General features: G+C 54.9%; 15 protein-coding genes and 1 pseudogene. 11 read left to right on the top strand and 5 right to left on the bottom strand.

Features of this window, described 5'->3' with window-relative positions:
- Window positions 1-154 precede the first annotated feature (154 nt).
- Window positions 155-472, top strand: a pseudogene (locus tag B5G09_RS14270) (hypothetical protein); the annotation flags it as partial.
- A gap of 45 nt (window positions 473-517) precedes the next feature.
- On the opposite strand, the gene B5G09_RS01785 reads toward B5G09_RS14270, so the two are convergent.
- Entirely contained in the window at window positions 518-1,087 is a 570-nt protein-coding gene (locus B5G09_RS01785; RefSeq protein WP_087403764.1) for an immunoglobulin-like domain-containing protein, read from the bottom strand.
- A 404-nt stretch (window positions 1,088-1,491) separates the two neighbouring features.
- Between B5G09_RS01785 and B5G09_RS01790 the strand changes: the two genes are divergently transcribed.
- The 10 genes from B5G09_RS01790 to B5G09_RS01845 all read left to right on the top strand — a co-directional run bounded on the left by B5G09_RS01790 (window position 1,492) and on the right by B5G09_RS01845 (window position 19,563).
- Window positions 1,492-1,785, top strand: coding sequence for a hypothetical protein (locus tag B5G09_RS01790; RefSeq protein WP_206384401.1), 294 nt, complete (start codon window positions 1,492-1,494; stop codon window positions 1,783-1,785).
- A 759-nt stretch (window positions 1,786-2,544) separates the two neighbouring features.
- Complete coding sequence (locus B5G09_RS01795; protein ID WP_162608224.1) at window positions 2,545-3,720, top strand: Omp28-related outer membrane protein; 1,176 nt, start codon at window positions 2,545-2,547, stop codon at window positions 3,718-3,720.
- Between the two features lie 15 nt (window positions 3,721-3,735).
- Window positions 3,736-5,349, top strand: a complete 1,614-nt coding sequence (locus B5G09_RS01800) for a DUF6029 family protein (protein WP_143256450.1) — start codon at window positions 3,736-3,738, stop codon at window positions 5,347-5,349.
- 71 nt (window positions 5,350-5,420) lie between these two features.
- Window positions 5,421-7,880, top strand: a complete 2,460-nt coding sequence (locus B5G09_RS01805) for a BACON domain-containing protein (protein WP_162608225.1) — start codon at window positions 5,421-5,423, stop codon at window positions 7,878-7,880.
- A 107-nt stretch (window positions 7,881-7,987) separates the two neighbouring features.
- Window positions 7,988-11,113 (top strand): SusC/RagA family TonB-linked outer membrane protein, encoded by a 3,126-nt coding sequence (locus B5G09_RS01810; RefSeq protein ID WP_241147528.1) that lies wholly within the window; start codon window positions 7,988-7,990, stop codon window positions 11,111-11,113.
- Between the two features lie 15 nt (window positions 11,114-11,128).
- A complete protein-coding gene (locus tag B5G09_RS01815) occupies window positions 11,129-12,607 on the top strand; it encodes a RagB/SusD family nutrient uptake outer membrane protein (protein WP_087403769.1) in 1,479 nt (492 codons plus the stop codon).
- Between the two features lie 4 nt (window positions 12,608-12,611).
- Complete coding sequence (locus B5G09_RS01820) at window positions 12,612-13,331, top strand: hypothetical protein (protein ID WP_087403770.1); 720 nt, start codon at window positions 12,612-12,614, stop codon at window positions 13,329-13,331.
- Between the two features lie 12 nt (window positions 13,332-13,343).
- Entirely contained in the window at window positions 13,344-15,071 is a 1,728-nt protein-coding gene (locus B5G09_RS01825) for a PKD-like family lipoprotein (RefSeq protein WP_087403771.1), read from the top strand.
- Between the two features lie 94 nt (window positions 15,072-15,165).
- A complete protein-coding gene (locus B5G09_RS01830) occupies window positions 15,166-17,337 on the top strand; it encodes a zinc-dependent metalloprotease (protein WP_162608226.1) in 2,172 nt (723 codons plus the stop codon).
- A 1,857-nt stretch (window positions 17,338-19,194) separates the two neighbouring features.
- Window positions 19,195-19,563, top strand: a complete 369-nt coding sequence (locus B5G09_RS01845; protein ID WP_241147539.1) for a TlpA disulfide reductase family protein — start codon at window positions 19,195-19,197, stop codon at window positions 19,561-19,563.
- 414 nt (window positions 19,564-19,977) lie between these two features.
- Here B5G09_RS01845 and B5G09_RS01850 read toward each other — a convergent pair whose 3' ends face one another.
- The 4 genes from B5G09_RS01850 to B5G09_RS01865 are packed head-to-tail and all read right to left on the bottom strand — an operon-like array spanning window position 19,978 to window position 25,317.
- Window positions 19,978-21,522: a BACON domain-containing carbohydrate-binding protein gene (locus tag B5G09_RS01850; protein WP_087403776.1), complete on the bottom strand. Its 1,545-nt coding sequence runs from the start codon at window positions 21,520-21,522 to the stop codon at window positions 19,978-19,980.
- Window positions 21,523-21,539: 17 nt separating this feature from the next.
- Window positions 21,540-22,943 (bottom strand): DUF1735 domain-containing protein, encoded by a 1,404-nt coding sequence (locus B5G09_RS01855; protein ID WP_241147540.1) that lies wholly within the window; start codon window positions 22,941-22,943, stop codon window positions 21,540-21,542.
- 56 nt (window positions 22,944-22,999) lie between these two features.
- Window positions 23,000-24,184, bottom strand: coding sequence for a DUF1735 and LamG domain-containing protein (locus B5G09_RS01860; RefSeq protein ID WP_087403778.1), 1,185 nt, complete (start codon window positions 24,182-24,184; stop codon window positions 23,000-23,002).
- A 5-nt stretch (window positions 24,185-24,189) separates the two neighbouring features.
- A complete protein-coding gene (locus B5G09_RS01865) occupies window positions 24,190-25,317 on the bottom strand; it encodes a glycoside hydrolase family 18 (RefSeq protein ID WP_087403779.1) in 1,128 nt (375 codons plus the stop codon).
- Window positions 25,318-25,334 lie beyond the last annotated feature (17 nt).

Raw genomic sequence — 25,334 nt, forward strand, 5'->3', positions numbered from 1 at the left:
ATGACTTTTTTGGAGTTTCCGGTCCTCATCCAATTGCCCCCCCCCTTTCATTATACCATATAAACTTGTAAATTTTGTTTAAATTTCCCATGTTCAAAATTTGAATTCCAATACGTGATTCAGGCCGGATCATAATGAACCAATACCGCCCGTCGATATTCTCTGCAAGGCAAACGAAGTGTTCAGGCGAGCCATTGACGCGATTGTCCATTTTGCTACGGATCGGCACAAGTCTTTCTTCGTCCCGTCCGAAGCCGCCGACATCAAGAGCGTGATGCAGGAGTACGGGGAAACGACCGAACAGCAGGATATGGTCGGCGCATGGGCCTGTGACTATGCAGAGAGCCGGTAGCCGTTTGATGAAATAAAACATCGCCTTACACTCAAAGAGGTTGGCGATGCGGCAGAGGGCAAGTATGATTGGAAATCGAGAATATGCAGCAAGGATTGCAAAGATAATACATCAAGTTAGCAACTGTTCTAATTACGTAAATACTTGATAACCTTGTTTCATAAATCACTTGATTTCAAATTCTGCATTCAATTTTATCTCTTCCCTTTTCGCATAAAACGATTTGCTTATGCGATATTTTCCTTTGGAAAGATGATAATACCTGTCAATGGGCAAACTAAAGCAATACAATAAAGGTGCTTTCTGTTTGTTAAAACCATCATCAAACCAAGCGATGTCACCTTTTGTCTTAGCCATAACCCATTCCTCTCCATTCCATCGTTCTACAGCCCAACCTCTTCCATACATCAGCGAGGTCGATGTCGGATTTGATACGAACACATTGATAAGATGTACATTTTCCCCATAAATAGGACGCTCCATCCACATGGAAATCGGTCGGTCCTGATATTCATCCGGCAAATCCATAACATACCAAAGATAACATTCCGGAGTGTCGTAAGTGATAGAATATTTATGTACCGATGCATCTTGGATGCCTGCTACCGTATCGCTACTCTCCATGATAAACAACTCTTTATCTGGTATTGCTTCCTGTTGAGCTTGCTGCCGCTTGTGGGTGCAACTCATGCAAACAAGACTTGCCAGCATTGCGAATAAGATTATCGTTTTCATTGTATACGTTCTCCTTTCTTGTTTATATATTTCCATTTATCGCTTACCTATTCGTGGCAGGAAACCCGTCCATAACAACCCTAATCCTGCATAAAAATAGGACTATTTTACGATTATCTGCATTGTTTGACCTAAAATCTGTCGCAAAAGTTAGTTTTGTACTATGATTGGTTTTCAAATCGCAGAAAAATGTTGATTTTCAATATTAAAAATAATTCCCCGACAAACACTTATCGCTTTCCATCTATTCGATATATTGCAAGGAGGATAATGTTCAAGCGTATTCAATCCCATTTCAAGAGCTGGCGAATAAGTCCGTGTGGGAACAAAAGGGGAACAATGGTTTGGGTGTTGGTACGCTGCCTGCATCGTTTCGAGTTGTACCGGAAAGCGACCTCCACAAAATGACCCGCCGAAACAGGATCGACGAAGCCATCGAGTACATTCCCCGAAAGACCAAGGAGGATCGGCCCATCACCGTTCGGGAGCCCTTGAACGAGACGGGACGTCACACCCTCGCCGAACTGACCCGCCGGTGTCCCCGCAGCCGGATGGTCGATCACGCGCAACTCTATCGCGATTACAAGGATCTCAACGACTTTTGGATCGCCCGCAGACGGCTTCGGAATGATTCGGAAGAGGCAAAGACCGAATCCCGAAAACCGCAATTACGATCCAAGGGAGGAATGAAGGTTTAACCGAGGCAAGTTTGTGTTTTTGTCAGCCCAAAACCGGCGCAACCACATTTTTCCTTGGAAAGATGAGGTAATGTCCCATTTTTTTCGTATCTTTACCACACACAATATATCTCTATATGAGTTTGGTCGCCCATAATATAAGGAATAGTTCTATTTGTACGCTGTGCTATAACATTTTGATACGATTTTTAAGAGAATGAAAAATGAAATAAGTTTGGATCACTTCAGCATGGGGATTCAATGGTTAACATCAAAAATGGAAGTTTTGCGTAAACTCCAACGAAATTCAGCCGGCAGTTCCGACTATGCCCATTATTATCACAACAAAAACTCAAGGAATGGGTGGACGGGACGAAGATCAGGCAGACATTCCTGCTACCCCACTCCCGAATTTCAATTTGATTGAAAGACATTGGAGATTCCCGCGCAAGGAGGTCATCAATACCGGCTTCTACAGAACGAATGTGGAATTCAGACAAGCCTTCAGGGATTTCCGTGACAATATCGGAAACTATAGAGGGCCCTCCCATAAACCCGGATTATTCGATTCCTCGGCTCGGATTATTCGCAAACGTTTCTTTATCTACCAATCCAATAACAGAAAATCCACAAAACAAATCAATCAAAATCGCCCAAATTAACATGAAAAGGCTCTTTAACTCTCTATTGTTCAGCATCATGGCTGGAATGACCTTGTGGGGGGGGGGATGTTCGTCCGGTAACGGAAAGGAACAGGATCCTCTAACCTCTACTCTGGCATTGACCGTCAGCAAACAGTCCCTTCTGGCTGACGGCAAGGACAAAATCGTTCTTACAGTTCATTATAACGGCACGGAGGACGTCACGGCAAAAGCGGAACTCTTCGCTAACGATCAATCGCTTGCCACCTCCGAATTCACCACTACCACCCCGGGAAGCTATACGCTCAAAGCCGTTTATGACGGGGTCACCTCCAACACGATAACCATCACGGCCGTATCGGGCGAAGATGTCAATGGCATCACGCTCCAGGCTTCGAAAACCGCTATCTACGCCGATGGCGGTGATTTCACCGTGCTCACGCTCAAGACCCGTGAAGGCTACGATGTCACGGCCCAGGGCACCTTCTTCGCCAACGGCGAACAGCTCCAGAGCAACCGTTACAGCTCGACAAAGGGTTCGCTGACTCCGGTCCAGATCACCGCAAAGTTCAACGGGCTCGACGTCGACAACAGCATCGCCGTAACGGCCTCGTCGAGCTACACGTTCACCAACCGCGTACTGCTCGAGGACGTCACCAAGACCAATTGCCAGTACTGTCCCACCGTCATCAAGCTGATCGACGAACTGCGCAAGGATGCACAGCCGCTGGTCGTTCCCCTGAGCATCCACAACTCCAACAGCAGCATCTACTCGACCTATTACAGCCTGACGACGCGTCAGTTTGCCGACAACTTCTGCGAATACTTCGGGCTGAACAAGTCGGTCGCCCCGAAAGTCTTCATCAACCGCAACAAAAAAGCGGCCAACCACGACACGCTCACGGCCGATGAACTGCGAGCCATGGCCATCAACGGACCGAAGGATGTAGCCATCGCGCTGGAAAGCACGCTCGAAGGTTCGACCATTACGGTCAAGGTCACCGTGGGTTCGAAAAAGGACTTCTCGGGCAAACTCGTCGTGGCTCTGGCCGAGAATGGCATCTTGGCCGAACAGCAGACGATGGGTAGGACCGAAATGTATCGCATGATGCGCGCCTATGCCCCGTCGATTGAGGGCGAGTCGAAGAGTTTCAGGACAAACAATCCGGTCTGCTACACGACGACGTTCGACGTCCAGAATCTGGCACTGGCCAACACGGCCAACTGCGAAGTGATCGCCTTCGTCACGGATGACACCGACGGACTGTGCGTGAACGTACAGTTTGCCAAGGTCGGAGAGATCAAAGGTTATTAGCCGGCCCGGGAAAACATGCAAGCAAGAAACATCACGCTCTCTCTGTTGCTGTTGTGTGCGACCCTCCCGGTTGCCGCACAACAGATAACAGCGGAGAAGCCCAAACGAGACTGGGGAAAGCTGAGCGGCAGCATCGAATCCTCGTGGGGTATCTACATGAAGGATGCCGCACTGGGTATCAATGAGCTGGATCAGACCTGCGGAACCAACACGTACGTCAATCTGGGGTATACCATCAAGGGATTTCGCTTCGGCCTCCAATACGATATTTTCGAGAAACCGATGATCGGTTACGATCCGCTGCTCGAAGGCAACGGCCTGCGGGGCGGATTTGCCGCCTGGTCCAACTCGCAATGGGAGGTGACGCTCGGTACCTATGTCGAGCAATTCGGCAGCGGACTGTTGCTGCGGGCCTACGAAGAGCGCGAAATGGGGATCAACACCTCGCTGCTGGGCGGTAATCTGCACTGGCGTCCGACCAGCTGGCTCTCGACCAAATTCGTTGTCGGCAAGCCGCGACGGTTCATGAGTTTCGCCGATTCATGGGTCTACGGTGCCGATGCCGAGCTGTCGCTTCTCGAACTGATCGACCCGCGGAGCGAGGCCCTGCTGCTACTGGGCGGCTCATGGGTGCTGCGCGACGATGTCTCGAAGAACCGGCCCGACTACCCCGCCATTGTCAATGGCTTCAGCGGACGGCTCGACTTCTCGAAGGGTGCCTTCTCCGTCGGCGGCGAATATGTCCACAAGGGCGAAAGCCTCCGCATCGATCCCCGCTATACGACCGATCGGGGGACGGGCCAGGCCCTGCTGCTCAACGCCGGGTTCGACCTGCCGGGCTTCGGGATGTCGGCCGTCTGGCGCTCGATCGAAAACATGCCTTGGCATCAGGAAGACGTCTCGACCCAGAGCGTCGACCTGAACTACATCCCGGCACTGACCAAGCAGCACAAGTATGCCCTCTGCTCGCTGTTCCCCCACAAGGTGCTGGGCTACGGCGGCGAAACCGGCGGCCAGATCGACCTCTTCGGCGAAATTCCCGTGGGCGGCCATCCGCGCCGACCGCTGCGCTTCGCCATCAATGCCTCGATGTACAAGGACATGGAGCGGTCCGGAAGCCACTACAAGTTCATGGGCATGGGCGGCGACCTGGCCTTTGCCGAAACCAGTCTTGAACTCGAAAAGAAGTGGGGCCCCGACTGGAAAACGATCCTCGTCTTCGCCTACCAGCGACAGAATGAATTCAGCCGTTTCGGCTTCGGCGACATGCGCATGAACACCGAAATCATCGTCGGCGACGTGCTGTGGCAGATCACCCCGAAAACGTCGCTGCGTGCCGAGGTACAGCATGCCTGGAGCAATTCGCTCGACGACCAGCGCTGGATGATGGGCCTCCTCGAACTGGGTCTGGCCCCGCGCTGGATGGTTTACGTAAGCGACATGTGCAACTACCAGAGCTACGGAGACAACATCCACTACTTCGATGCCGGCGTCAGCTATGCCCACAAATTCCTGCGTGCCGCCGTATCGTTCGGCCGCTATCGTGCCGGCGAAGTCTGCTCGGGAGGTATTTGCCGCTATGTGCCCGAACATACGGGCGTCAACGTCAGCCTCTCGATCATCCTATGATCTCTGTCTCCATCCTGAGAAGGGAAATATGCTCTCCCTTTATTTTTATTCACCAAAACCAAAGCACATTTATGAAACGATTCCTACACGTTTGGAGTATGGTCCTCACACTGGGCCTGCTCACCGGGGTGAGCTCGTGCTCGAATGACGACACCGTCGCCCCGCCGACCGTGAATGTCCCGCAGAACACCCTTGCATTCAAGGCGTTCGACACGGAGGCAAAAACCGTTACGATCGAATCCAGCGCCGACTGGACCTTCGAAGTCACGGGAGACTCGCAGATCTGCGACGTAACGCGCGAAGAGGGCAGCAACACGCTGACCGTAACCCCGAAGATCAATTACGACAAGGCCGCCTACACGGCTCAGATCGTGATCACGGCCGGCACCGGCTCGAACACCGCCTCGCAGACGATCACCGTCACGCAGGAGGCCAATGCCGAGACCTACCTGAACATCCTGAACAGTGACCTGATGGGTGACAACCCGATCGTCACGATCAGCAACGACCCCGACGGCGGCAACACGGAGTATGAGATCCGTCTGGCCACGAACAACAAACTCACGCTGGCCTACTCGCAGGACCAGACCGCACCCTCGACAACCGCACTGACGCCCGACAAGCAGACACGTGTGACCATCGACGGCTGCGACTGGATCACCTATGAGGTGGGCGAAGAGACGACCGGCGAGGGTACGGTTACGGTGCTGACCCTCTCGTGCACCTTCAACGAGGATACGTCCGAATCGCGTACGGCCTTCCTGGAGATCGTGAGCGGCGAAGGAACGAACAACACCGTCATCAGGAAGCGCATCGGCATCACGCAAATGGCCGACAAGCCGACGATCATCATCAACGCCCCCGAAGAAGGTCTGGTGGCAACCTACGACCAGAGCAAACCGCTGACCTTCTCGGTTGCCGGCAACGTAGAATTCACATGGAACTGGATAACCGCTGCATCGTGGGTAACGCTCAAAGAAACGACCGAAGAGGGCAACAAGAGCAATGTCCGCAATTTCTCACTGGAGTTCGACAACTGGACGGGACTTTCAGACCGCGAAGCTACGCTGACGTTCCATGCAGTCGATAAACCTTCTGAGGCTATGGCTGACGTAAAAATCATCCAAACGGCAGCTCCGCAGGCTTCAATCTCACTCAATACGAACAGCGTTGTGTTCAACAATGGAGAAGAGACCGAGACAAAATATGTAACGGTCGAGTGCTCGTTCTCGGACATGACTATCACGACCAAGGATCTGGAAACCGAGACTAAAGCAGCGTGGTTGACCGCAGACTATGATGCTTCGGCGAAGGCTGTCTCCGTCAAGGTGAACGGCACGACGCAGAAGACCCGCACCGCCGAGGTGAAACTCTCCTGCGGAGGCAACGGCAACGAGGCCTCGGCTACCCTGACGGTGACCCAGTTGGGTACGGAGGCTACGCTGCTGCTCGATCCCGAGTCGATCCAGATCGACTCGAAAGGTACGGCACAAACCATCGCGGTGCTGACGAACCAGACCGACTGGGAGGTAGTCGACCCGACGGCAACGGAGGACTTCACCATCACGGTCGACAAGGAGAAGAAGACCATCACCGTTTCGGGTACGCCGCTCGATGCCGGTCTGCGCGAACACACCTACACGGTCAAGGCGGGCGATCTGGAAAAACAGTTCACCGTCAAACAGCAGGTTGCCTACAAGGTGGGTGATCCGTATATCGTCAACGGCAAAACCGTAGGTATCATCTATCAAGTAGACGAAAGCGGAATGAACGGCAAGGCCTTCAGTCTGACCGTTTACAATACCAACGACAAACAAACCTATACGACCGGATTCTACGACATGAGCAATCTTCCCGGCTCCCGCAAGAGTGGAAAAGAAAACCTCGAAAAAATGAAGACAATCGCTGGAGCAGATTGGACGACTACCTGTGAAGTTGCCGGTTGGACACAACAGCTGGCTGAACGTGACGGTGTGGACTGGTATGTTCCGGCCATCGAAGAGTTGATCGAACTTACCGAATACATGACAGGTGTAAAATTCCAGACCAAAACATACACTTTGGAGAATCCCGAAGGAGGCTATCCTGCAACAACCACAGTCACTGGAATTCCATTCAGCACCACACTTGAAATAAAGGATTCCGGATTCGGCGATACTACCATAGCCTCAGAAACATTCGTAGAAGAGGAGAACATCAACGCAGCTAAAACAAACTGGAACATTATCCGCGATCTTTACAAGCACTATACGGATGGCGATCAGTACATCGTATTCCTACATTCGGATGAAGATGGATTAATTGACGGTAGGTCTGATGTTTGGGATGCTTCGGGTGATGCCTTGTCCGACAGATGGTTATCTTCGACCGTAGAAAGCATGTATTATGGTTCTTTAGCCGTTGTCAAAACCGTAACCTTCACCACATCACGTGTAGAAGAAAGTTATGTAAATGCCACCTCTTCCTGGTGGGATGAATACGGCGGATCGATTCACCCGATCTGTCAGTTCGGTCCCGACCAACAGCGGTAAAATCAGAACGGAGCCCCTGTCAGGGGGCCCCGTTCTTTTCCGGAAAAATGTATAACAAAACATTATCTCTAACCCTTTCAATGGAAAAAATCCATTCTCGCAACAGTATGAGACCAATGGGTGGACTGCGCTCGGTGATGCTTCTCTGCAGTCTGATGGCAACGATGCTGCTGTCGTTGTCCGAGCTCCGGGCCGCGGATACGAAAACCCGGGTACAGATCACTGGCGTGGTAACCGATACGGGCGGATTACCCGTTCCGGGCGCCTCGGTCGTCCTGCACGGTACGACCATCGGAATCTCCACCGACACGGACGGTAAATTCAAACTCGAATTCGACAACCGCCCCAACATCATCATCGACGTGTCGTTCATCGGTATGAAAAAGCAGGAGATCCCCGTCAAACCCCGCAACGGCAAGGCCAATCTCAAAGTCGTACTGGAGAACGACACCGAAATCGAAGAGGTGGTCGTAACAGGTATCTTCAACCGTAAAAAGGAGGGCTACACCGGTTCGGTGAGCACCATCAAGGGTGAAGACATCAAGAAATACTCTACCACGAATATCGCCAAAGCCATCAGCGCCATGGAGCCGAGTTTCCGCGTGATGGACAACTTCGAGATGGGTTCGGACCCCAATGCGCTGCCCGACATGCGCATGCGCGGTACGTCGACGCTGCCCGGCGGTACGGCAACGGGTGACGGTCTGGTTTCGCTGCAGGGCGAATACGACACGTATCCCAACCAGCCGCTGCTGCTGCTCGACGGTTTCGAAATCGACGTGCAGACGATGGCCGACCTGGACCCCGACCGCGTGGCTTCGATCACCATTCTCAAGGATGCATCGGCTACGGCCATCTACGGCTCGAAGGCCTCGAACGGTGTGATCGTCATCGAGACACTCGCCCCCAAACCCGGCGCCATCAACGTCACCTACAGCGGCAACGTGCGTGTCGAAATGCCCGACCTGTCGTCGTACAACCTGATGAACTCCTCGGAGAAGATCTATGTGGAGAAGATCGCCGGTCTGTATGCCGAAAACGACCTGGCCTCGCAGCGGGACTATCAGTCGCGTCTGCGCGAGGTGAAACGCGGAGTGGATACCTACTGGCTCTCGCAGCCCCTGCGCACGTCGGTCCAGCAGCGTCATGCCGTGACGCTCGAAGGCGGATCGAACGAACTGCGTTACAAACTCTACGCCGGATTGAATGAGACCCCCGGTGTGATGAAGGGCTCGAAGCGAAGCACGCAGACCGCATCGCTCGACCTGAGCTACCGCTTCAAGAAATTCCTGCTCAAAAACAGCATCACGGCCGACAACGCCGTGGGTACCGAAAGCCCCTACGGATCGTTCAGCGAGTATGCGCAGCTGAACCCCTATCTGCGTCCCTACGACGAAAACGGCAACATCAACAAGATCATGCAGACGTGGAACATGCTCTACAGCGGCGACGGCAACAACTATGAGGTGGCCAACCCGCTCTACAATACGACGTTCCACAGCCTGAACCGCAACACGGACTTCACCGTCCGCGAACTTTTCAAACTCGAGTACCGCCCCAGCGAAGAGTGGATCCTGCAGGGTAACGTCTCGGTGAGCAAGAACAACGGCAAGGCCGAAGTCTTCCGCCCGGGCTACCACACCGCCTTCAAGGATGTGACGGACCCCGCGCTGAAGGGTGACTTCACCCGTACGCAGTCCGAGTCGTTCAACTACGCCGTCGACTTCACGGTGATGTACAACAAAAACATCAAGAACACGCACTACATCACGGCCAACCTCCGTTATGCGGTCGAACAGACCAGCAACGAGGCCTACGGTGCCAAGGTGACCGGTTTCCCCAACGACCAGATGGACCACATTCTCTTCGGTAAGAAATACGACGAGAACATGACCGGCTCGGAGAATACGTCGCGCAGCATCGGCGGCGTTCTGGCTCTGGGTTACTCCTACAAGTACCGCTACTCGTTCGATGCCAACATCCGTATGGACGGCTCGTCGCAGTTCGGTAAGGACAACCGCTTCGCACCGTTCTGGTCGGCCGGCTTCAAATGGAACATCACCAACGAGGAGTTCATGAAGAAAGCTAACAAGAAGTGGCTCGACGATCTGGTATTCGCCATGTCGTACGGTATCACCGGCAACCAGGGTTTCGCTCCCTATCAGTCGCGTCAGGTCTACTCCTATTCGAATCTGATGCGCTACTACCTCTCGTCGGATGCCACGGGTATCGAACTCGTGGCTCTGGGTAACGACCGTCTGAAATGGCAACAGACCGCTACGTGGAATACGCGCATCGAGCTGTCGGCCTTCAAGGGCCGCCTAACCGCCCGTGCCGAGTACTACATCAAGAATACGAAGAACTCGCTGGCGCAGATCACGCTGGCACCGTCGCTGGGCTTTGCCTCCTACCCCGAGAACATGGGTACGCTCGAAAACAAGGGTGTCGAGCTGAACCTGGCCGTCATCCCCTACCGCAACGACGCCACACAGTCCTACTGGGTGATCTCGGTCAACGGTTCGCACAACAGGAACAAGTTGAAAGAGATCTCGCAGGCACTGCAACACCAGAACGAAATCAACGCCTCGGCCGAAACCATCTCGCCGCTGCCGCGCTATGTCGAGGGACAGTCGACGACGGGAATCTGGGCCGTGCCGTCGCTGGGCATCGACCCTGCAACCGGTGACGAAATCCTGCTCAAGCGCAACGGCTTGATCACGAGCGTCTACGATGCGGTGGATGCCGTGCTGTGCGGCGACACGGAGCCCAAATGGCAGGGTACGATCAACACCTCGTTCCAGTACAAGGGCTTCGGCGCAAACCTCGCCTTCTCGTACAAGTTCGGAGGCCAGATGTACAACGAGACGCTCGTCTCGAAGGTCGAGAATGCCGACCTGCGCTACAACGCCGACCGTCGCGTGCTAACCGAACGCTGGCAGAACCCCGGCGACCTGGCCCAGTACAAGCGTCTGACCAACTCGTCGAGCGGCTCGAACACGATGCAGACCTCGCGTTTCGTCATGGACGAGAATACGCTGCAGATGGGCTCGCTCTCGCTGACCTACCGCATGGACCGCAACAACACGCCGTTCCTCTCGAAGCTGAAGATCAGCTCGATGAAGTGGGGCTTCACGATGGAGGACGTCTTCTACGTCTCGACGATCAAACGCGAACGCGGTACGGTCTATCCGTTCTCGCGTCAGTTTGCCCTATCGCTTAACATTGTATTCTAACGCATGACGACACACATGAAAAGGCTTTATTTCCGCATACTGATTCTGACAACGCTTCTGGCGGGATCGACCTCCTGCGCGGAGTGGCTCGACGTACAACCGAAGACCTCGGTGGAGCAGGACGACCTCTTTGCCCGCGAAACGGGATTCAAGGATGCCCTGACGGGGTTCTATCTGCTCATGGGGACCGAGAACCTATATGCCCAGAATCTGACCTATTCGTACCTCGACATGCTCGCAGGACGCTACGAGAGTGCCCCGGAGATCTATGACTGGACGACACTCTACGCCTACGACGGTACCTATCAGACCACCGTCAACACGATCTACTCGAAGATGTACAACATCATCGCCAACATCAACAACTTCCTCTACTTCGTCGATGCCAAGCGGGACGTCATCACCACGCCGAACTACTACGAGACGATGAAGGGTGAAGCGTTGGGTCTGCGGGCCTTCCTGCACTTCGACCTGTTGCGCCTGTTCGGCCCGATCTATTCGCAGAACCCCGACGACAAGGCCATTCCCTACCGCACGGCCTTCAACAACGAGGCCACGCCGATTCTCCCGGCCCGCGAGGTGCTGGATCTCTGCATTGCCGACCTGCTCGAGGCCGAGAAGCTGCTCGACGGCCACGACAGCGAAATCTTCAATTACGACGATACGGTCGACGCCTTCACGGAGATGCGCCAGATGCGCATGAACGTCTGGGCCGTCCGCGCCATGCTGGCCCGCGCCTACTGCTACAAGGGCGATGCCGAAAGCAAGGCCCTGGCGCTGCAATATGCCAGATCCGTGATCGAAAGCGGCAAGTTTTCTCTGGCAACCTACAGTTCGATTACGGTCTCGCCGATCATGCCGACCGAACAGATCTTCGCACTCTACATCTACGACTACTACCAGATTGTCGATCCGATCTTCGTGGATGCCAGCAGTTCGAACATCCTGAGCGCCTACCAGGCCACCGTCGAGACGTGGTATGAAACCACGAGCGGCGGCGCAAGCGACCGTCGGTTCCAGACCTTCCGCAACGTCTCGGACAACGGCCGCATAAAGAAGGTCAGCCAGAAGTACAGTCAGAACGGGTCGTCATCGCGCGACAACTACTCAGGCCTGAACTCGCAGCCGTTGATCCGCTTGGCCGAGATGTACTACATCGCTGCCGAGTGCGAACCGGATGCCACAACCGCCGCTTCGTACCTGAATGCCGTGATCGTCACGCGCACGGGTCAGAACAACTCGACTCAAACCCGGAATTTCGACCAGATCGACACGCGCCAGATCTACGGTCAGGTGACGGGCCAAACCGTGCGCATCAACGAACTGATGAAGGAGTACGTGAAGGAGTTCTACGGCGAAGGCCAGCTGTTCTTCTTCTACAAGCGGCTGAATTTCAAAACCTTCTCGAATTGCCCGGCACCTCAGGACGACATGACGACACACTATCAGATGCCGCTCCCCGACAACGAGTACACATTCGGAAACAACAACTAAGGAAATGAATATCAAAACGATAACAACGGCCGCAGTTCTGCTCCTTGCGGCAGTCGGCTGCAAGGAGAACGACATTGCGTTCTACGACGAGGCTCCGCGTCTGGAGTATGTGACGGTAGCCACCTGCACGTTCGACGACCAAGACTATCTGAATGCCTACATCGCCGACGAGAAGACCCCCGAAAAGGAGTGCAAGATAACGGCCCAGCTCATCGGCCGCCTGCTGACCGAACCGCTGACCTTCTGCATGCAGGGCACCCCCTCGAAGACGACTCCCTTCGAGGTGAAAGTGCGCTTCGAGAACCCCTACACCTTCCCGGTGTCGGCCGCCCAGAGCGAAGCTACGGTCTGGGTGACCTGCCCGACGAAAGAGCAGGTGTCAACCCGGAATGTCACCAAAAGCGGAATCATGGAGGTGAGCTCCGAAACGTCGAATCCAGCCCATCAGTTTGGATTGGGACGCGAGGAGAATCTGATCTGCTCGCTGAACGTGACGCTCAACATCTATCCTGCGAACTGGGACAGTGCCTGGTGGGGATCCTACAGCACATCGAAATACTTCTTCATGATGGAGACCTTCAAGACGACGCTCGACGGTATCGCCAAGAGTCAGGACAGCCAACTCACACTCCGCCGGGAATACAACAAGTACAGGGAGGACCACGACCCGCTGTACGGCGACGATGACGAGAGCGAAATCGAAATCAGCTTCCCGCTGCAATAAACCGAATCAACCATGAAAATGAGATTTCAATCCTTAATGATTCCAATCGGCATGTCGCTGTTGCTGGGTTCGTGCTACGAAGACAAAGGCAACTACGACTACCATGAGATCAACGATATCGTCATCACGACGAGCGAATACAGCTACACGACCCCGAAGGAAGGGATGACGAACAGCGTGGTGATCTCCCCGACGATCACGCAGACGATCACTACGGGTACGGAGAACCTCGCCTATGAATGGAAGCGTCAAACGGGTACGCTGTCGTGGGAGGTCGTAGGACACGACCCCACCTACACGTTAACGGTCACGTCGTCGGACACACAGCCCATCGTACTGCGCCTGGCGGTCACCGACACGACATTAGACATCATCACCTACGAAGAGATCACCGTAAAGCCGATCTTCAAGTTCAACCAGAGCTGGTTCCTGTTGCAGGATGTCGACGGGCAGGCCGTCCTGGGGTGTGTGGACGGCGAAGGATATGCCCGCGAGATGACGACGGACGTCTACAAGCGGGAAACGGGGAGCTCGTTGATCGGATCGCCCGTAGGGCTGGGCATGCATAACTTCCTGCGCACGACGGCCGTCACGGAGTTGAACCCGAATTATGAGATCCTTCTGGGGGTCTTCACGAGCAATCAGGAACCCTACATTCTGAAAGGTGCAACACTCGAAAACCACAACTACAACTACTGGCGTCTGCTCTATGAGAAGAAGGTCAAGGGCGATCTGACAGGCAATCCGCAGATCATGAAGGGCAACCGCAAGAACTTCACCATCGTGGACAACGGAAAACTATGGTATGCCCTTCCGGATGAACTGGCTCTGATGTACCCGATCAAGCTTTCTGACAAGCTGGGCGGCGGGGACAATTACGAAGTCAAGGGTATCGGCTTTGCTTCGACCTCGCACTGCCTGATCTACGACGGCCGAGGCAATCGGTTTCTGAGCTACGCGAATACGGCCCTCGGCGAAGGTTATAACACGCGCAAGTCGATCGCCAACGGAGCCGGATCGCAGGATGACCGCTACCTGGATGAGAACGACGTGAACCGCAGCGCAAAGATCGAGTCGATCGAAGCGGGATCGGTGCCCAATGCCTTCAATCCGGAGACCGACGTTCCGGGCGGCTTCGTCCTTGACTACATGGGTTGTGCCTCGGGCGACCATAACCTGACGATCATGGCCATTGGTCACGTCGGCCAGCAGATTTCGGTCTTCGAGTTCTGTCCGGACGCCCTGACCAACATCTACATCGAGAACATGGCCGTCTGCAACGCCAAATGGGAGGTTGCGAGCAAGGGTACGCCCACGGTCGGCACGGATGGCAAATGGCAGGTGACCACATCGAGCTACTTCGAGCGGATGTTCTTCTACGCTGCCGGCAACACGATCTATCGGGTGGACCTCACGCAGGCCACTCCGGCCGTGGAGGTGGTTTACGAGACCGACCCCGAAGAGGGAGCCATCAAGATGATGAAACTCAAATCGGACAACGAGGATATAGCCTATGACGTAAACAGTTCGTCCGAAGCGGTTCCGACGAAGGAGATCATCCGTCACCTGGGGGTACTCCAGGAGGATGGCGACGGCAATGCGACGCTCGTGGAGATCCACCTGACGGCAGCCGGTGAGGTCGAGATCAACGCTGAGACCAAGGAGCCCGTCATCTACAAATTCAACGGTGGATTCAAGAATGTCGTGGACATGCTCTTCTCGTTCCGGGATGAAATCTGACATGACAAACCGGATATTACAACTGTTGCTCGGAACGTTGTTGCCGCTTCAAATGATGGCGGCAACAACGTCCGCGCCATCTTCCGGAGAGTCTGTGACCGGTGGTATCGCAATAACAGGGACGGAGGGGCTGGGAAGGCTCTACCACTCGGAGACGGGGTATCGCTGGGAACTTCCCGATTCGGTCCTGGGCCGTGCCATGAGTCTTTTCGTAACGCTGCTCAACACGGCGGGCAAGATGGACAAGGATACGAAATACGGCTATGAGGGCGACCGCTTCGGACCGATGATCCTCCGCTTTGTCGAAGACAACGGAATGGTCCGTCTGGAACAGGCCGTCGGGATGGAGCTTCCCGACGACGGGACGTCTGTGGCCCGCCTCTACAACGAAGCCCGCACTTGGAATACGCGCAACTGGCTGCCGATACTCCGGAACGACGCCGGCAGCGTAACGATCAATGTCGACCCGTTGTTGACCGACGACCAGCTTTTCGGGTTACAGTCCGCCTCGTTCATGCTTAAACTGGGCATGTGCATCGACCGCGATCCAGGATTCAGCGAGATCCGTCAGATTCCCGGCGGAATGATCGTCCGTTCGACCCGCACGTACACCTCGCTACCGTTCCCGGGACGTACGATCGACACGACGCGCTGGCAGATCGGCGCCAGTCTGTCGCTGTTGCCCCTTGAGAAAATGACGGCGCGTTACTTCGACCGGCGGGTCGGTTACTTCAAGATCCCGGGCCGCAGCGTGGCGGCCAACGGCTGCGAACTCATCGTTTCGGGAATCGTCAAACGATGGCATCTAGAACCGGCACCGGAAGACAAGGATCGCTACATCCGAGGCGAAAAAGTGGTTCCCCGACAAAAGATCATACTCTATTTCGACCAGGATTTCCCCGAGCGCTGGAAGGAGACGACTCGCCGGGCTGCGGCCAATTGGGCACAAATCCTCGAAGCGGCGGGGTTCCGCGATGCAATCGAAGTGCGGGAGGCCGATGCCGACGATCCGACGTGTACGCCCGACAACGGACGTCTGTCGTGGATCAAGTTTACGCCTTCTCCGAACGAGAACGCCTACGGTCATACCCAAACGGATCTTCGCAACGGCGAGGTGCTGTGTGTCTTGATCCGGATCTTCGGATCCTCATTCAACCTCATGCAGAGATGGCACATCGCACAGATGGGTGACGTGTATCCGATGAGCCCGGAGATGGAAGAGAAGATGTTCGAATGGGTACTCACTCATGAGATTGGTCATGTACTGGGGCTGGAACACAACTTCTACGGCAGCACGCTTTTCGGAACGGAACAGCTCCGCGATGCCGAACTGATGCATCGCGAGGCCTCCGGGACGTCGATCATGGATTATCTGCGTCTGAACCACGCGGCACAACCCGAGGACGGCATTGCCGCCGAGGACCTGATCCCGCGACTGGGGTCCTACGACCGGGCGGCCATTGAATGGGGCTACCGCTGCTGGCCGGATTGCGACGAACGTACGGTAGCCGACTCGTTGTCACGACGGGGCACGGCAATGTATGCCGATCGCCGCTATCGCTACATGCCGCAGCACAACATCCGTGACCCACAAGTGATGGCCGAGGATATCGGCCGGCGCCCGTTGGAGACGATCGAACTGGGAATGCGCCATCTGCAGCGGGCTCTGGAATCAATGGCGACTCCGCGCCCCGGCATGTGCGACACGACGCTGATCCTTCAGGCGGTCAGAGCACAGTTCAAAAACTATGCAGGACAGGTGTCACAGCATATCGGCGGACGTCGGCGCGTATTCGACCGTCCGGCGGAAATCTACCGTCCGGTGGATGCCGACGAGCAACGCAAAGCACTCACATTCTTCGCCCGTTATGTGGTGATGCCTCCGGCCTGGATAAAACCGGCTCTCGAGGCCGAGTTGCGGGAAGGTCTGGCGGAGTCGCTGCTCGACAGGCTTGCGTTGGTGGAGGAGATGGCTCTGACAGGCGGAGACTATACGGTGGAGGCCTATCTGGCGGATCTCGAAAGGCTCTTTCTGGGTGAAGCATTCGATGCCGTACCGACGAAGGAGCGTCGAGCCATGGCCGAATCCTACCTGACGGCTCTTGACGGATTTTCCGGCGACCCTGCGCGTAGTATCACCTTGCGAGTAAAGTGCCGGCAACGGATGGAACAACTCCGGCACCACCTCGCGATGTCGAACAATCCCTATTGGAACGGAGTGTGCGAACGGATCGCCTCCCGGGATGAAAATACGGAGGCAGCATGAAACGTACCATTATACGATATGCCGCACTGCTGTCCCTGCTGGGGATAGTTCCGCACCGGACTCTTGCCGTCGGAGAACAACAAGCGAAAGCCCCGACACTACGGGAAATCACAACGGACACCCTGCAACAGCTCTGCGGAGGTCGATTGCCGGTCTACGCCTCGGGAGACGGGATCTGGATTGAAATCCCGACGTGCGAACTCCGGCTTACGGTCCAACTCGACCGGGGTGCCGGCATGCGAAATCGTGTGCTGCCGAACCTGCCGCCATTCCTATTGGAAGCAGATCCGGCAACGGGCATGGCCCGGGTGCAGATTGCAGACACGCTCCGGAATCGGAAGTTCGGGACGACTCCCCTGCCTCTGGCACGGATTGCCGGATCGGAACGGCTGTTGGTCGACATCCACGAATGCCTCTATAATTCGGGGCTGTGGTACGAATGCAGCGAAGGAATCCTGCGCAACCAACGCTACGGGCATGAATCGCTGTTGGGAGTCGAGCCAACTGCCGGGGGAACACTCGTGCGGATCAGAGTCTGGTACCACGTGGAATCCCCGGAGCGTAGCACGGAAATCCTGATGTCTTCGGGGGCACTGCCGCTCGAAATCAGTTTCTATCTGACAGCCGGCAATACCGGAGAGGAGATCGGATCCGACAGACCGAAAGTCGGGAAAGAGTCCCCGATCGAAGTAGTCGTGGGCTCGACCCTCCCAGAGGAGTATGCCGATGTGCTGCAACAGGCCGTAGCCGAATACAACCGACACCACCGGCGAATGCTGTTGCAGACGGTAACCGGTGAAGAGGTGATCCCGCTTACAACGCCGTATGGGATCTCCTACGACGCCTCGGAGGATCTGCTTACCGTCCATACGCAACGTATCCTGGCACGGAATATGCCGACATTCGTCCGTATCAACCTCGGAGCCGGGAGTTGGGAGCAGGATGCCCTGCGCCACAGCCTCCGACAATCGGATTCCTACCGCACCTTGCGGCAGTTGCTGTCCGACGCACAGGCACGGCGCCACAACTGCCTGATGGATAACATCAAAGAGACGTTGGAGGAGGCCTTCGGGAGTGCTCCGAAACAGCTCAGGCCGACCCCGGAGCCCATGACGGAGAAGCGTCTGGCCCGGGAGTTTCGCGACCTTCGGAAGCGCATGAGGATGTGGAATCGCTTCATGAGCGAGGAGGCTTCACATCTCACCGGAAGCGATACGGAGATTCCGGCCGTGGCGCTCTATGACGCCATGCTGGCCGAAACGCAACAACTCTACGCACAAATGGCCCGGCAATCACGTGGAATGCCGCTTCAAAACGAAATATTAGAGTGGATCATCCGCGGAATGATCACCGATGCGAAAGGACGCTTCTCGATTCCCCTGCTACGGGACAACGGACTGACGGCCTCACCGAGCGAAATGGCTCGGCGCCAGAGCAGGATCTGGAAAGAGGTATTGGCAGTCACGACGCCCGAGATCCTTGCCGGAGTTCCGGAGTTGTTCCGTCAGACACTGAAGGAGCACGGCGAGGACGCCTTTACCATGCAGGACAGCTTTCTTGTCGAACTCGAACGACAGGTTGACACACATCCAGAGTTCTCCTCCACAGTCGAGGCCCTCGAAAGGCTCTACACACAACTATCCGACGGCAGAGGTTCGGCCACGGCACTCTTCGCCGAACTCGAACGGCTGCGTCTCGAAAAGATTCGAATCGAAATCAATAATCTCAAAGACAAACAAAACAACCATGAAAAAGATTCTGTTCACATGCGCGCTGATTCTGGCCGCAAGTCTGGCCATGGGCCAGAACATTCCGGGGAACCTGACATTGAAGCAATTGGATGGTACGGAGGTTTTGATGAAGGATGTGCTAAAGGACGACGTGGTGATTGTTTCGTTCTGGGCCACGTGGTGCAAGCCGTGCCAGTCCGAGCTGGATGCCCTGTACGACATCGAGGAGATGTGGAAGGACAAGGTCCGCATCGTAACCATCTCAACCGACGATTCGCGAGCCACGGCCAAGGTTCGCTCGCTGGTGAAGGGCAAACGTTGGCCCTACGAGGTGCTGCTCGACCAGAATAAGGTGCTGTTCAAGGCACTCAACCTGACCTCGATTCCGTTCGTGATGATTATCAAGAACGGCGAAACAATCTACACCCACACGGGCTACACGCCGGGCAACGAGCGTCTGGTGGTCCAGGAGGCACTGAATCTTCTGGAAAAATAGCACGTCTGACGACGCCTCGCACCAAACCTTGAGAACGATCCTTTACGGCCCCTGTGCCGTCATGAGCGGCACAGGGCGGTCTCGGAACCTGCAGGCTCCCCGATGAGTGCGCGACGGAGGGTCTCCCGGCAGACGACATGCCGCTTCAAGTGAAAAAGGGCTACGAAGCCCAACGGCCCGAATGGAGCGTCCTGTCGCAAGAAGGGAGCACGGAGTTACGAGACGACAGACCTCTGCACGCAATTCAACCGTGTGGTGAAGAAACGAGCCGGCAAATGGCAGGTCTACCCATCGCGAAGTAGAGCGAGGAAACCCGGCGCAAGGGAGAGCCATCCCAATTGACAAGCTAAACGTATAAAAGTCCATGCAATCGCACAGAGTATGTTTGTGCGATTGCATGGACATAAAAATCTCTTATTTATATTCGATGATCGTAGTATCTTTTTTCTTGAGATTCGGGATCGTCTGTCCCTGTTTAAGGATTAACTTCGTCAGTTTATCACCACGAATACAGTTCAGAGTTTTCAAAGCAGGGCACCCCGAAACGTCGAGCGTTTCCAGATCATCATAAGGTCCGTCGTAGTCCGGATCCTCAAGGCCGACGTCGATTGTTTCGACCTTCTCGCCAGAGATAGTCAGCACGGTGAAATCATAGTCGTCGATCGTATCACCGGTATAAACACTGAACTCCGAGATCGGATTTTGGCCCAAAATGATCGTGGAAAGTTGGGAGTTCTGCTCGCATTCAAGTACGCGCACCTTGTACAGCATTGAGATATCGAGCGTCTTGAAATTATGCTTGTTCACATGAATCTCCTCAATCTGCGGGAACGCCTCGATACCTTTAAGCGACTCCCACTTGTAATATCGGTTCGGCTTGTTGTTTTCTATCGTGGTCTCTGTCTTACCCGTTTTGGTCACGACATACAGCCCGTCTTCCTCTTCCTCAATCCACTCATAGTCAAGGAGCCAAGTCCGGAAGTTATCGTCTTCGATATCCGCATATACAGCATTGGGGTCGCGCTGTTGCACCGTGATCTCGGCCAGCGGATCGCCCCAGATCTGGTCTTTCTGACGAATCTGGAAAGTACCTTTACGCGAAGACTCGGCGGCATCGAGGTGAATGGTCAACTCTTCGGTGCGCAGCCCTTTTTCATCCGATATAAGTTCCGGTTCGCCGGCCGTAATCCAGTCACTGCGCTTTCCCTGTTCAAATTCGTACTCGACACTGGTCTCGATGCGGATCTTAAACGTCCGCTCGGTCAAATCGAACGAATAGGCATCTTCAGCCACCACGTTGCAATACTCAACCATCGACTGTTCGAAAGTGATCTCAATCGGGGTCTCCGTCTCTTCGCTGTCGATCGTTAGCCGGGCCTTACGGGCCATGTATCCCTTGTTTTCAGCGATAGCGAAGTTGAGCGTGGTCTTGCCGTATCCCTCGCGGCGTTCGATATAGGTGATCCAAGGTTCAGCACCTTCCTCGGCGTCCTCGAACACAATGTCATGCGACAGTTCCGGCACGTTGGTATTCAGAATCACCTGATAGGTCGACGAATTGGTCTTGAAGGTCTCGGCACTCTTGGAGAGCAGTTCGAGTACATAGGTAGGTTCGGAGATCACCTTGAGAGGCACTATGACCGACCCTGTGAAGAACTTGAACGTCGCCTCGCGCCGGACGCCGGTTTCGTTAGGTTCGATGGTAAAGACTACTTCATCGCCGCTTTTGCCGGCGACGGCCGACGGCTCAGCCCAGTCGCAATGTCCGGTCAGCCGCCAGTCGGCAGAGCTGGTCACGACAACAGCGCAGTCATCGGCGCCCTCCGGGCCGGCGGAAATCGTCTCCGTCGAAATGTTTATCGAGTCGACAACTTCAGGCGCGGTTTGCGCATTGTCATCGTCTGAACAGCCGCTCAGCACGCATGCCCAAGCGGCGAATGCCATAAATATCTTTTTCATAAAGCGATGCTTGGTCGTTAATTGAATTCCTTGACATAATCGGACAACTGCGATATGGGATATCGCGTCAAGTCGTTGTTCTTGTAGAAGTGGGTGGGAGAACCCTTGCCGAAGCGCGAAAGCTGATTGTTGGACGAATAATAGCGAGGAGCAAGGCCGAAATACATGGTGTAACCGTATCCACTGCCGCTTGTGCTGCCCTTGCCCAACATCAGTTCATAAGAACCTCCGGCGCAATCCATCTTGGTCATGCCCGGATAGACATAAGGCGTGCGGCCGTAATCCGGGACGACGATATCCAGACACTCGCCCATCTCAACGCCATCGATCGATACGAGACGCTTGTCCAGTTTGCCGACCTGATAGCCGATGATGGTCTTGTCGGGCATGGCCAGTTTAGTCTCGTAGAGCAGGCGGGAAAGACGGCTCCAGTCGTTCGGAGCGAGGAGGGGATGACTCGCATAGTCGAAATCGTCGCCCAGTTTTTCCGAATACTCGTCGTCGAAAGCCACGCCATCGAGGTTGTAGGCTTTGCAGAACGCAGCCAGCTCAGCGGCGAACTGACGGGCACCCAGATCGGAAAGCTGTGCGATGCCGGCTTCATCGTGGTTGCCCAGAATACCGGCGATCACCTTGATGCCGTGTTTGCGCAGACGCTGCAGAACGGCATCGTTGTTGCGAAGCAGCCACTCGTTGCTGGCGTTGCTGTAAATATAGATCCGGTTATTGATTTTGTCATAGTTGATGTTGAAGGCGAAAAGCACCAGATAGTCGATATTGAGCGTTTTGCCGCTCCGGAATTCCAGCGCATTGAGCGGATTGCAGTCGTTGGTCTCGATGTAGAGTATCGTCTTCTGAGACTTGTCGGGATTGGTGTACAACCCCTCATAGGGGTCGTCGGCTATGAAGTCCGAGGTTAGATTGCGGAGGTTGCGCACCAAATAGACCATGCGGCCTGCAGCCTCGCAGTTGATGCCGTCGGTCATGCTCACGGCTTTCAGCGGCAGCAGATAGGTGGCACCGCCCTCCAGTTCGTCGCTTGCCGCAAGGGAGATCGCAACCTCTTCCGAGCGAATCTCGTCGGGCGCGAGCAGCAGTTCACCGTTGCGGGCAATCGTAACGTTCTCGACCGGGAAAAGGATGAAATCCGTACCGTGCTTCTTATTGTAGCTGTCGACGTAATCGGCGTCGAGTTCGATCTTCACGTCTACGCCCGAAGCCGGCAATTTGGTCATTGAAAAGTAGATTCCGGTCTCGCTGATCGCATCGCGCAACTCAACGACTTTCTCACTACGATTGGTTGCGGCATCGAGCAGCATGCCATCGATACGGGTGACGGCGCTGTAAGGCGATTCGTCGATCGCCTTGCCGGCCTCGATATCCTCGGTGCATGCCGCACCAAACAGACCTGCCAAGCACACCAGGGACACTTTCAATTCTTTTATCGTTTTCATAATCTTGTTCGGTGATTGATTGACTATTTGCTTTCGGGCAGCGATACCGACACCCACGTCACTTCCGAAGCCGCCACGGCATCGTTTCCGTTGCCCGAACGGTCGTGGATGGTGTTGCCCTCTCCCTCGTCGAATTTCCAGTAGGCATAGAGTTTGCCTTTGACCTCCTCGCTTTCGGGATCGATCGTATATCGGTTGTCGATAAGCTCCTGAGCCGTACGCTGCACGTTCCAGACGCGCAACTCGGCGATCTCACCCTCCAGCCAGCGTTGGTCGTTGAAGGACTTGCCTATGTAGCAGGGGCGGGTAATCGCAGTCGAGAGGTCGATTGTACCGCGCGCAGAGACCTTTGAATAGGAGATCTGTTTGCCGTCATGATAGATGATGCGCTCGCCGGTCGTGCCATCCCATACAACGGCTACGTGCACCCACTGTTTGGTGGGCAGGCCGAGCGCGGGATCGCCCGACGAGGGGAACTTGTACTTATTGTAGACCAGCTGCACCTGGTTTTCGGGGAATCCCGAGTCGCCAATACGTATCAGGAACTGCTCTTCGACACCGAACAGCGTACTGATTTTCTCGCTCTTGTTGCCTACGGCTCCGAAATCGGATACGCGAATCAGAGCCTCGACAGTGATGACGGGGATTTGACTCACATCGGTGACCCATTTCACCTCGAAACTGTTCCGGGAGATATTGGCTACCACATCGATCAAAGCTCCGCCCTTGAATACATAAAACATCGTACGGGCGCTCTCCAGCACCTCGATGCCTTCGGCCGAAGCAATCGTCACAGGCAGCACATAGACCTTTTCGCGATCAAGCTGGTCCGTATCGAAAAATTCGACAGTCACGGGCGTGCCAGCCACGCTGCCCGCCGTGATTTCGGTAGCGAGTGGCTCGATCCGGTAATGCGCTTCGCTGAGCGCAATAGCCTCCGGTTCGTAGTAAGCCTTGCGATAATAGTCCACCAGGGAGAAGTCAACAGCGAATGTTACGCGAATGTCATGCATCTCCGGAGTCGCGATACTCGTGAAGATTTGGCGCGTATACTGTTTGATCCCGCTCTTGATCCGCATCTCATCCGAGAAGTCGGTCGAAGAAATATAGAGTTTGTTATCGAAATGGTGTTCGCTCGGATCTTCGTTCTTGCAGCCGGTAAAAGTCGCTGCGACGAAAACTGCAATGAGGAGTAATATGCGTTTCATGATTCTTATCGGTTTTTAGGTGCAGGGTTCATGATCGAGATCGCCTCCCGGATATTCCGGTATACCATCGAGATATTGAAATAATCGTTCTGGGCATCGGCAATGAATAACCCGGCTTTCGTGCCGTCGGATGCAGCAAGCGTCCACTGTGCCGCGGCCTTGACGGCACGCAGACGCGACTTTCCGTCCTCGTCCAAACCGAGGAAATATCCGGTCTCATCCGTAGGATCGGTCGCCGAAACCGTCGAAACTTGGATGACGAAACGGTCGGCAGGCACTTCGGCTACCGAGGCTTGGACGAGTACCAGCGACAGCTCGCTCACAGACTGGACGTCGATAGCCGGAAGGATAACGTAGTCGCACTGCGCAAGGATGCTCTTGTCGGCCAGATACTGCGGCTTGCCGCAGAATGAGAGCGACTTGCCGGCGTGCGTTCCATACCAGGCGCCGACCGTTCCGAAGAATGCCTCCTGACGGGCTATGTAGCGCGCCTGCACGTCGTCCGCCATGCCGGAATAGTTCTTGCCGGTACATGCGACAATCACGCCGTCGAATCCGTAGCGGTCGCAATAGGAGAGTTGCAGGGCAGTCTGCTCACGGCAGAAATCGAGAAAACGCTGCTCCAGAACTACTGCCGGGTCAGGCTGGAGTTCTTCGCCTTCATCACCATCGCTTTCATCGGGTGTTTCGGGAGTCTCGGACTCCTCGGGTTGGTTATTCTCCTCCTCTTCGAGGATTTGTGCCCAACGAGCCTCCAGCGCATCGTAATCGATCGTATAGAGGACGCGCGTACCCTTTTCACGCACCAGCGACATTTCCGCCACGAGCGTAGGATGTACGTCGGCCGGATTTTTCAATACGATATAGTCCACACTGTCAGGCAATGTCTTGATGTGTTCGCTCCGCTGGCTGGGAGCCGTCGACGGATTGTCGACGGATACGAAAACAATCTTGTGGTCGCGAGCCTTGTAATCGCGCAGCGCCTGCATGTACTGCGCATAAAGTTCGGGATTCTGCTCCTCCAGCGTTGGACGGTGAATATCAAGACTCTCGATCTCAGTCCATTCGTCGCACGCCACGAATGCAAAAAGCATTACGACCGGAAAGAAAAATTTGATGATATTCGATTTCATGATGTTTTAAGGTTTAC

This window comes from Alistipes sp. An54, from assembly GCF_002159375.1.
Classification (GTDB): domain Bacteria; phylum Bacteroidota; class Bacteroidia; order Bacteroidales; family Rikenellaceae; genus Alistipes; species Alistipes megaguti.

Bases quoted from the DNA above. Each gene is read 5' to 3' on its own strand.
- B5G09_RS01800 (WP_143256450.1), top strand. From the start codon at position 3,736: ATGCAAGCAAGAAACATCACGCTCTCTCTGTTGCTGTTGTGTGCGACC.
- B5G09_RS01820 (WP_087403770.1), top strand. From the start codon at position 12,612: ATGAATATCAAAACGATAACAACGGCCGCAGTTCTGCTCCTTGCGGCA.
- B5G09_RS01815 (WP_087403769.1), top strand. From the start codon at position 11,129: ATGAAAAGGCTTTATTTCCGCATACTGATTCTGACAACGCTTCTGGCG.
- B5G09_RS01825 (WP_087403771.1), top strand. From the start codon at position 13,344: ATGAAAATGAGATTTCAATCCTTAATGATTCCAATCGGCATGTCGCTG.
- B5G09_RS01805 (WP_162608225.1), top strand. From the start codon at position 5,421: ATGAAACGATTCCTACACGTTTGGAGTATGGTCCTCACACTGGGCCTG.
- B5G09_RS01785 (WP_087403764.1), bottom strand. From the start codon at position 1,087: ATGAAAACGATAATCTTATTCGCAATGCTGGCAAGTCTTGTTTGCATG.
- B5G09_RS01865 (WP_087403779.1), bottom strand. From the start codon at position 25,317: ATGAAATCGAATATCATCAAATTTTTCTTTCCGGTCGTAATGCTTTTT.
- B5G09_RS01810 (WP_241147528.1), top strand. From the start codon at position 7,988: ATGAGACCAATGGGTGGACTGCGCTCGGTGATGCTTCTCTGCAGTCTG.
- B5G09_RS01790 (WP_206384401.1), top strand. From the start codon at position 1,492: ATGACCCGCCGAAACAGGATCGACGAAGCCATCGAGTACATTCCCCGA.
- B5G09_RS01845 (WP_241147539.1), top strand. From the start codon at position 19,195: ATGAAGGATGTGCTAAAGGACGACGTGGTGATTGTTTCGTTCTGGGCC.
- B5G09_RS01860 (WP_087403778.1), bottom strand. From the start codon at position 24,184: ATGAAACGCATATTACTCCTCATTGCAGTTTTCGTCGCAGCGACTTTT.
- B5G09_RS01850 (WP_087403776.1), bottom strand. From the start codon at position 21,522: ATGAAAAAGATATTTATGGCATTCGCCGCTTGGGCATGCGTGCTGAGC.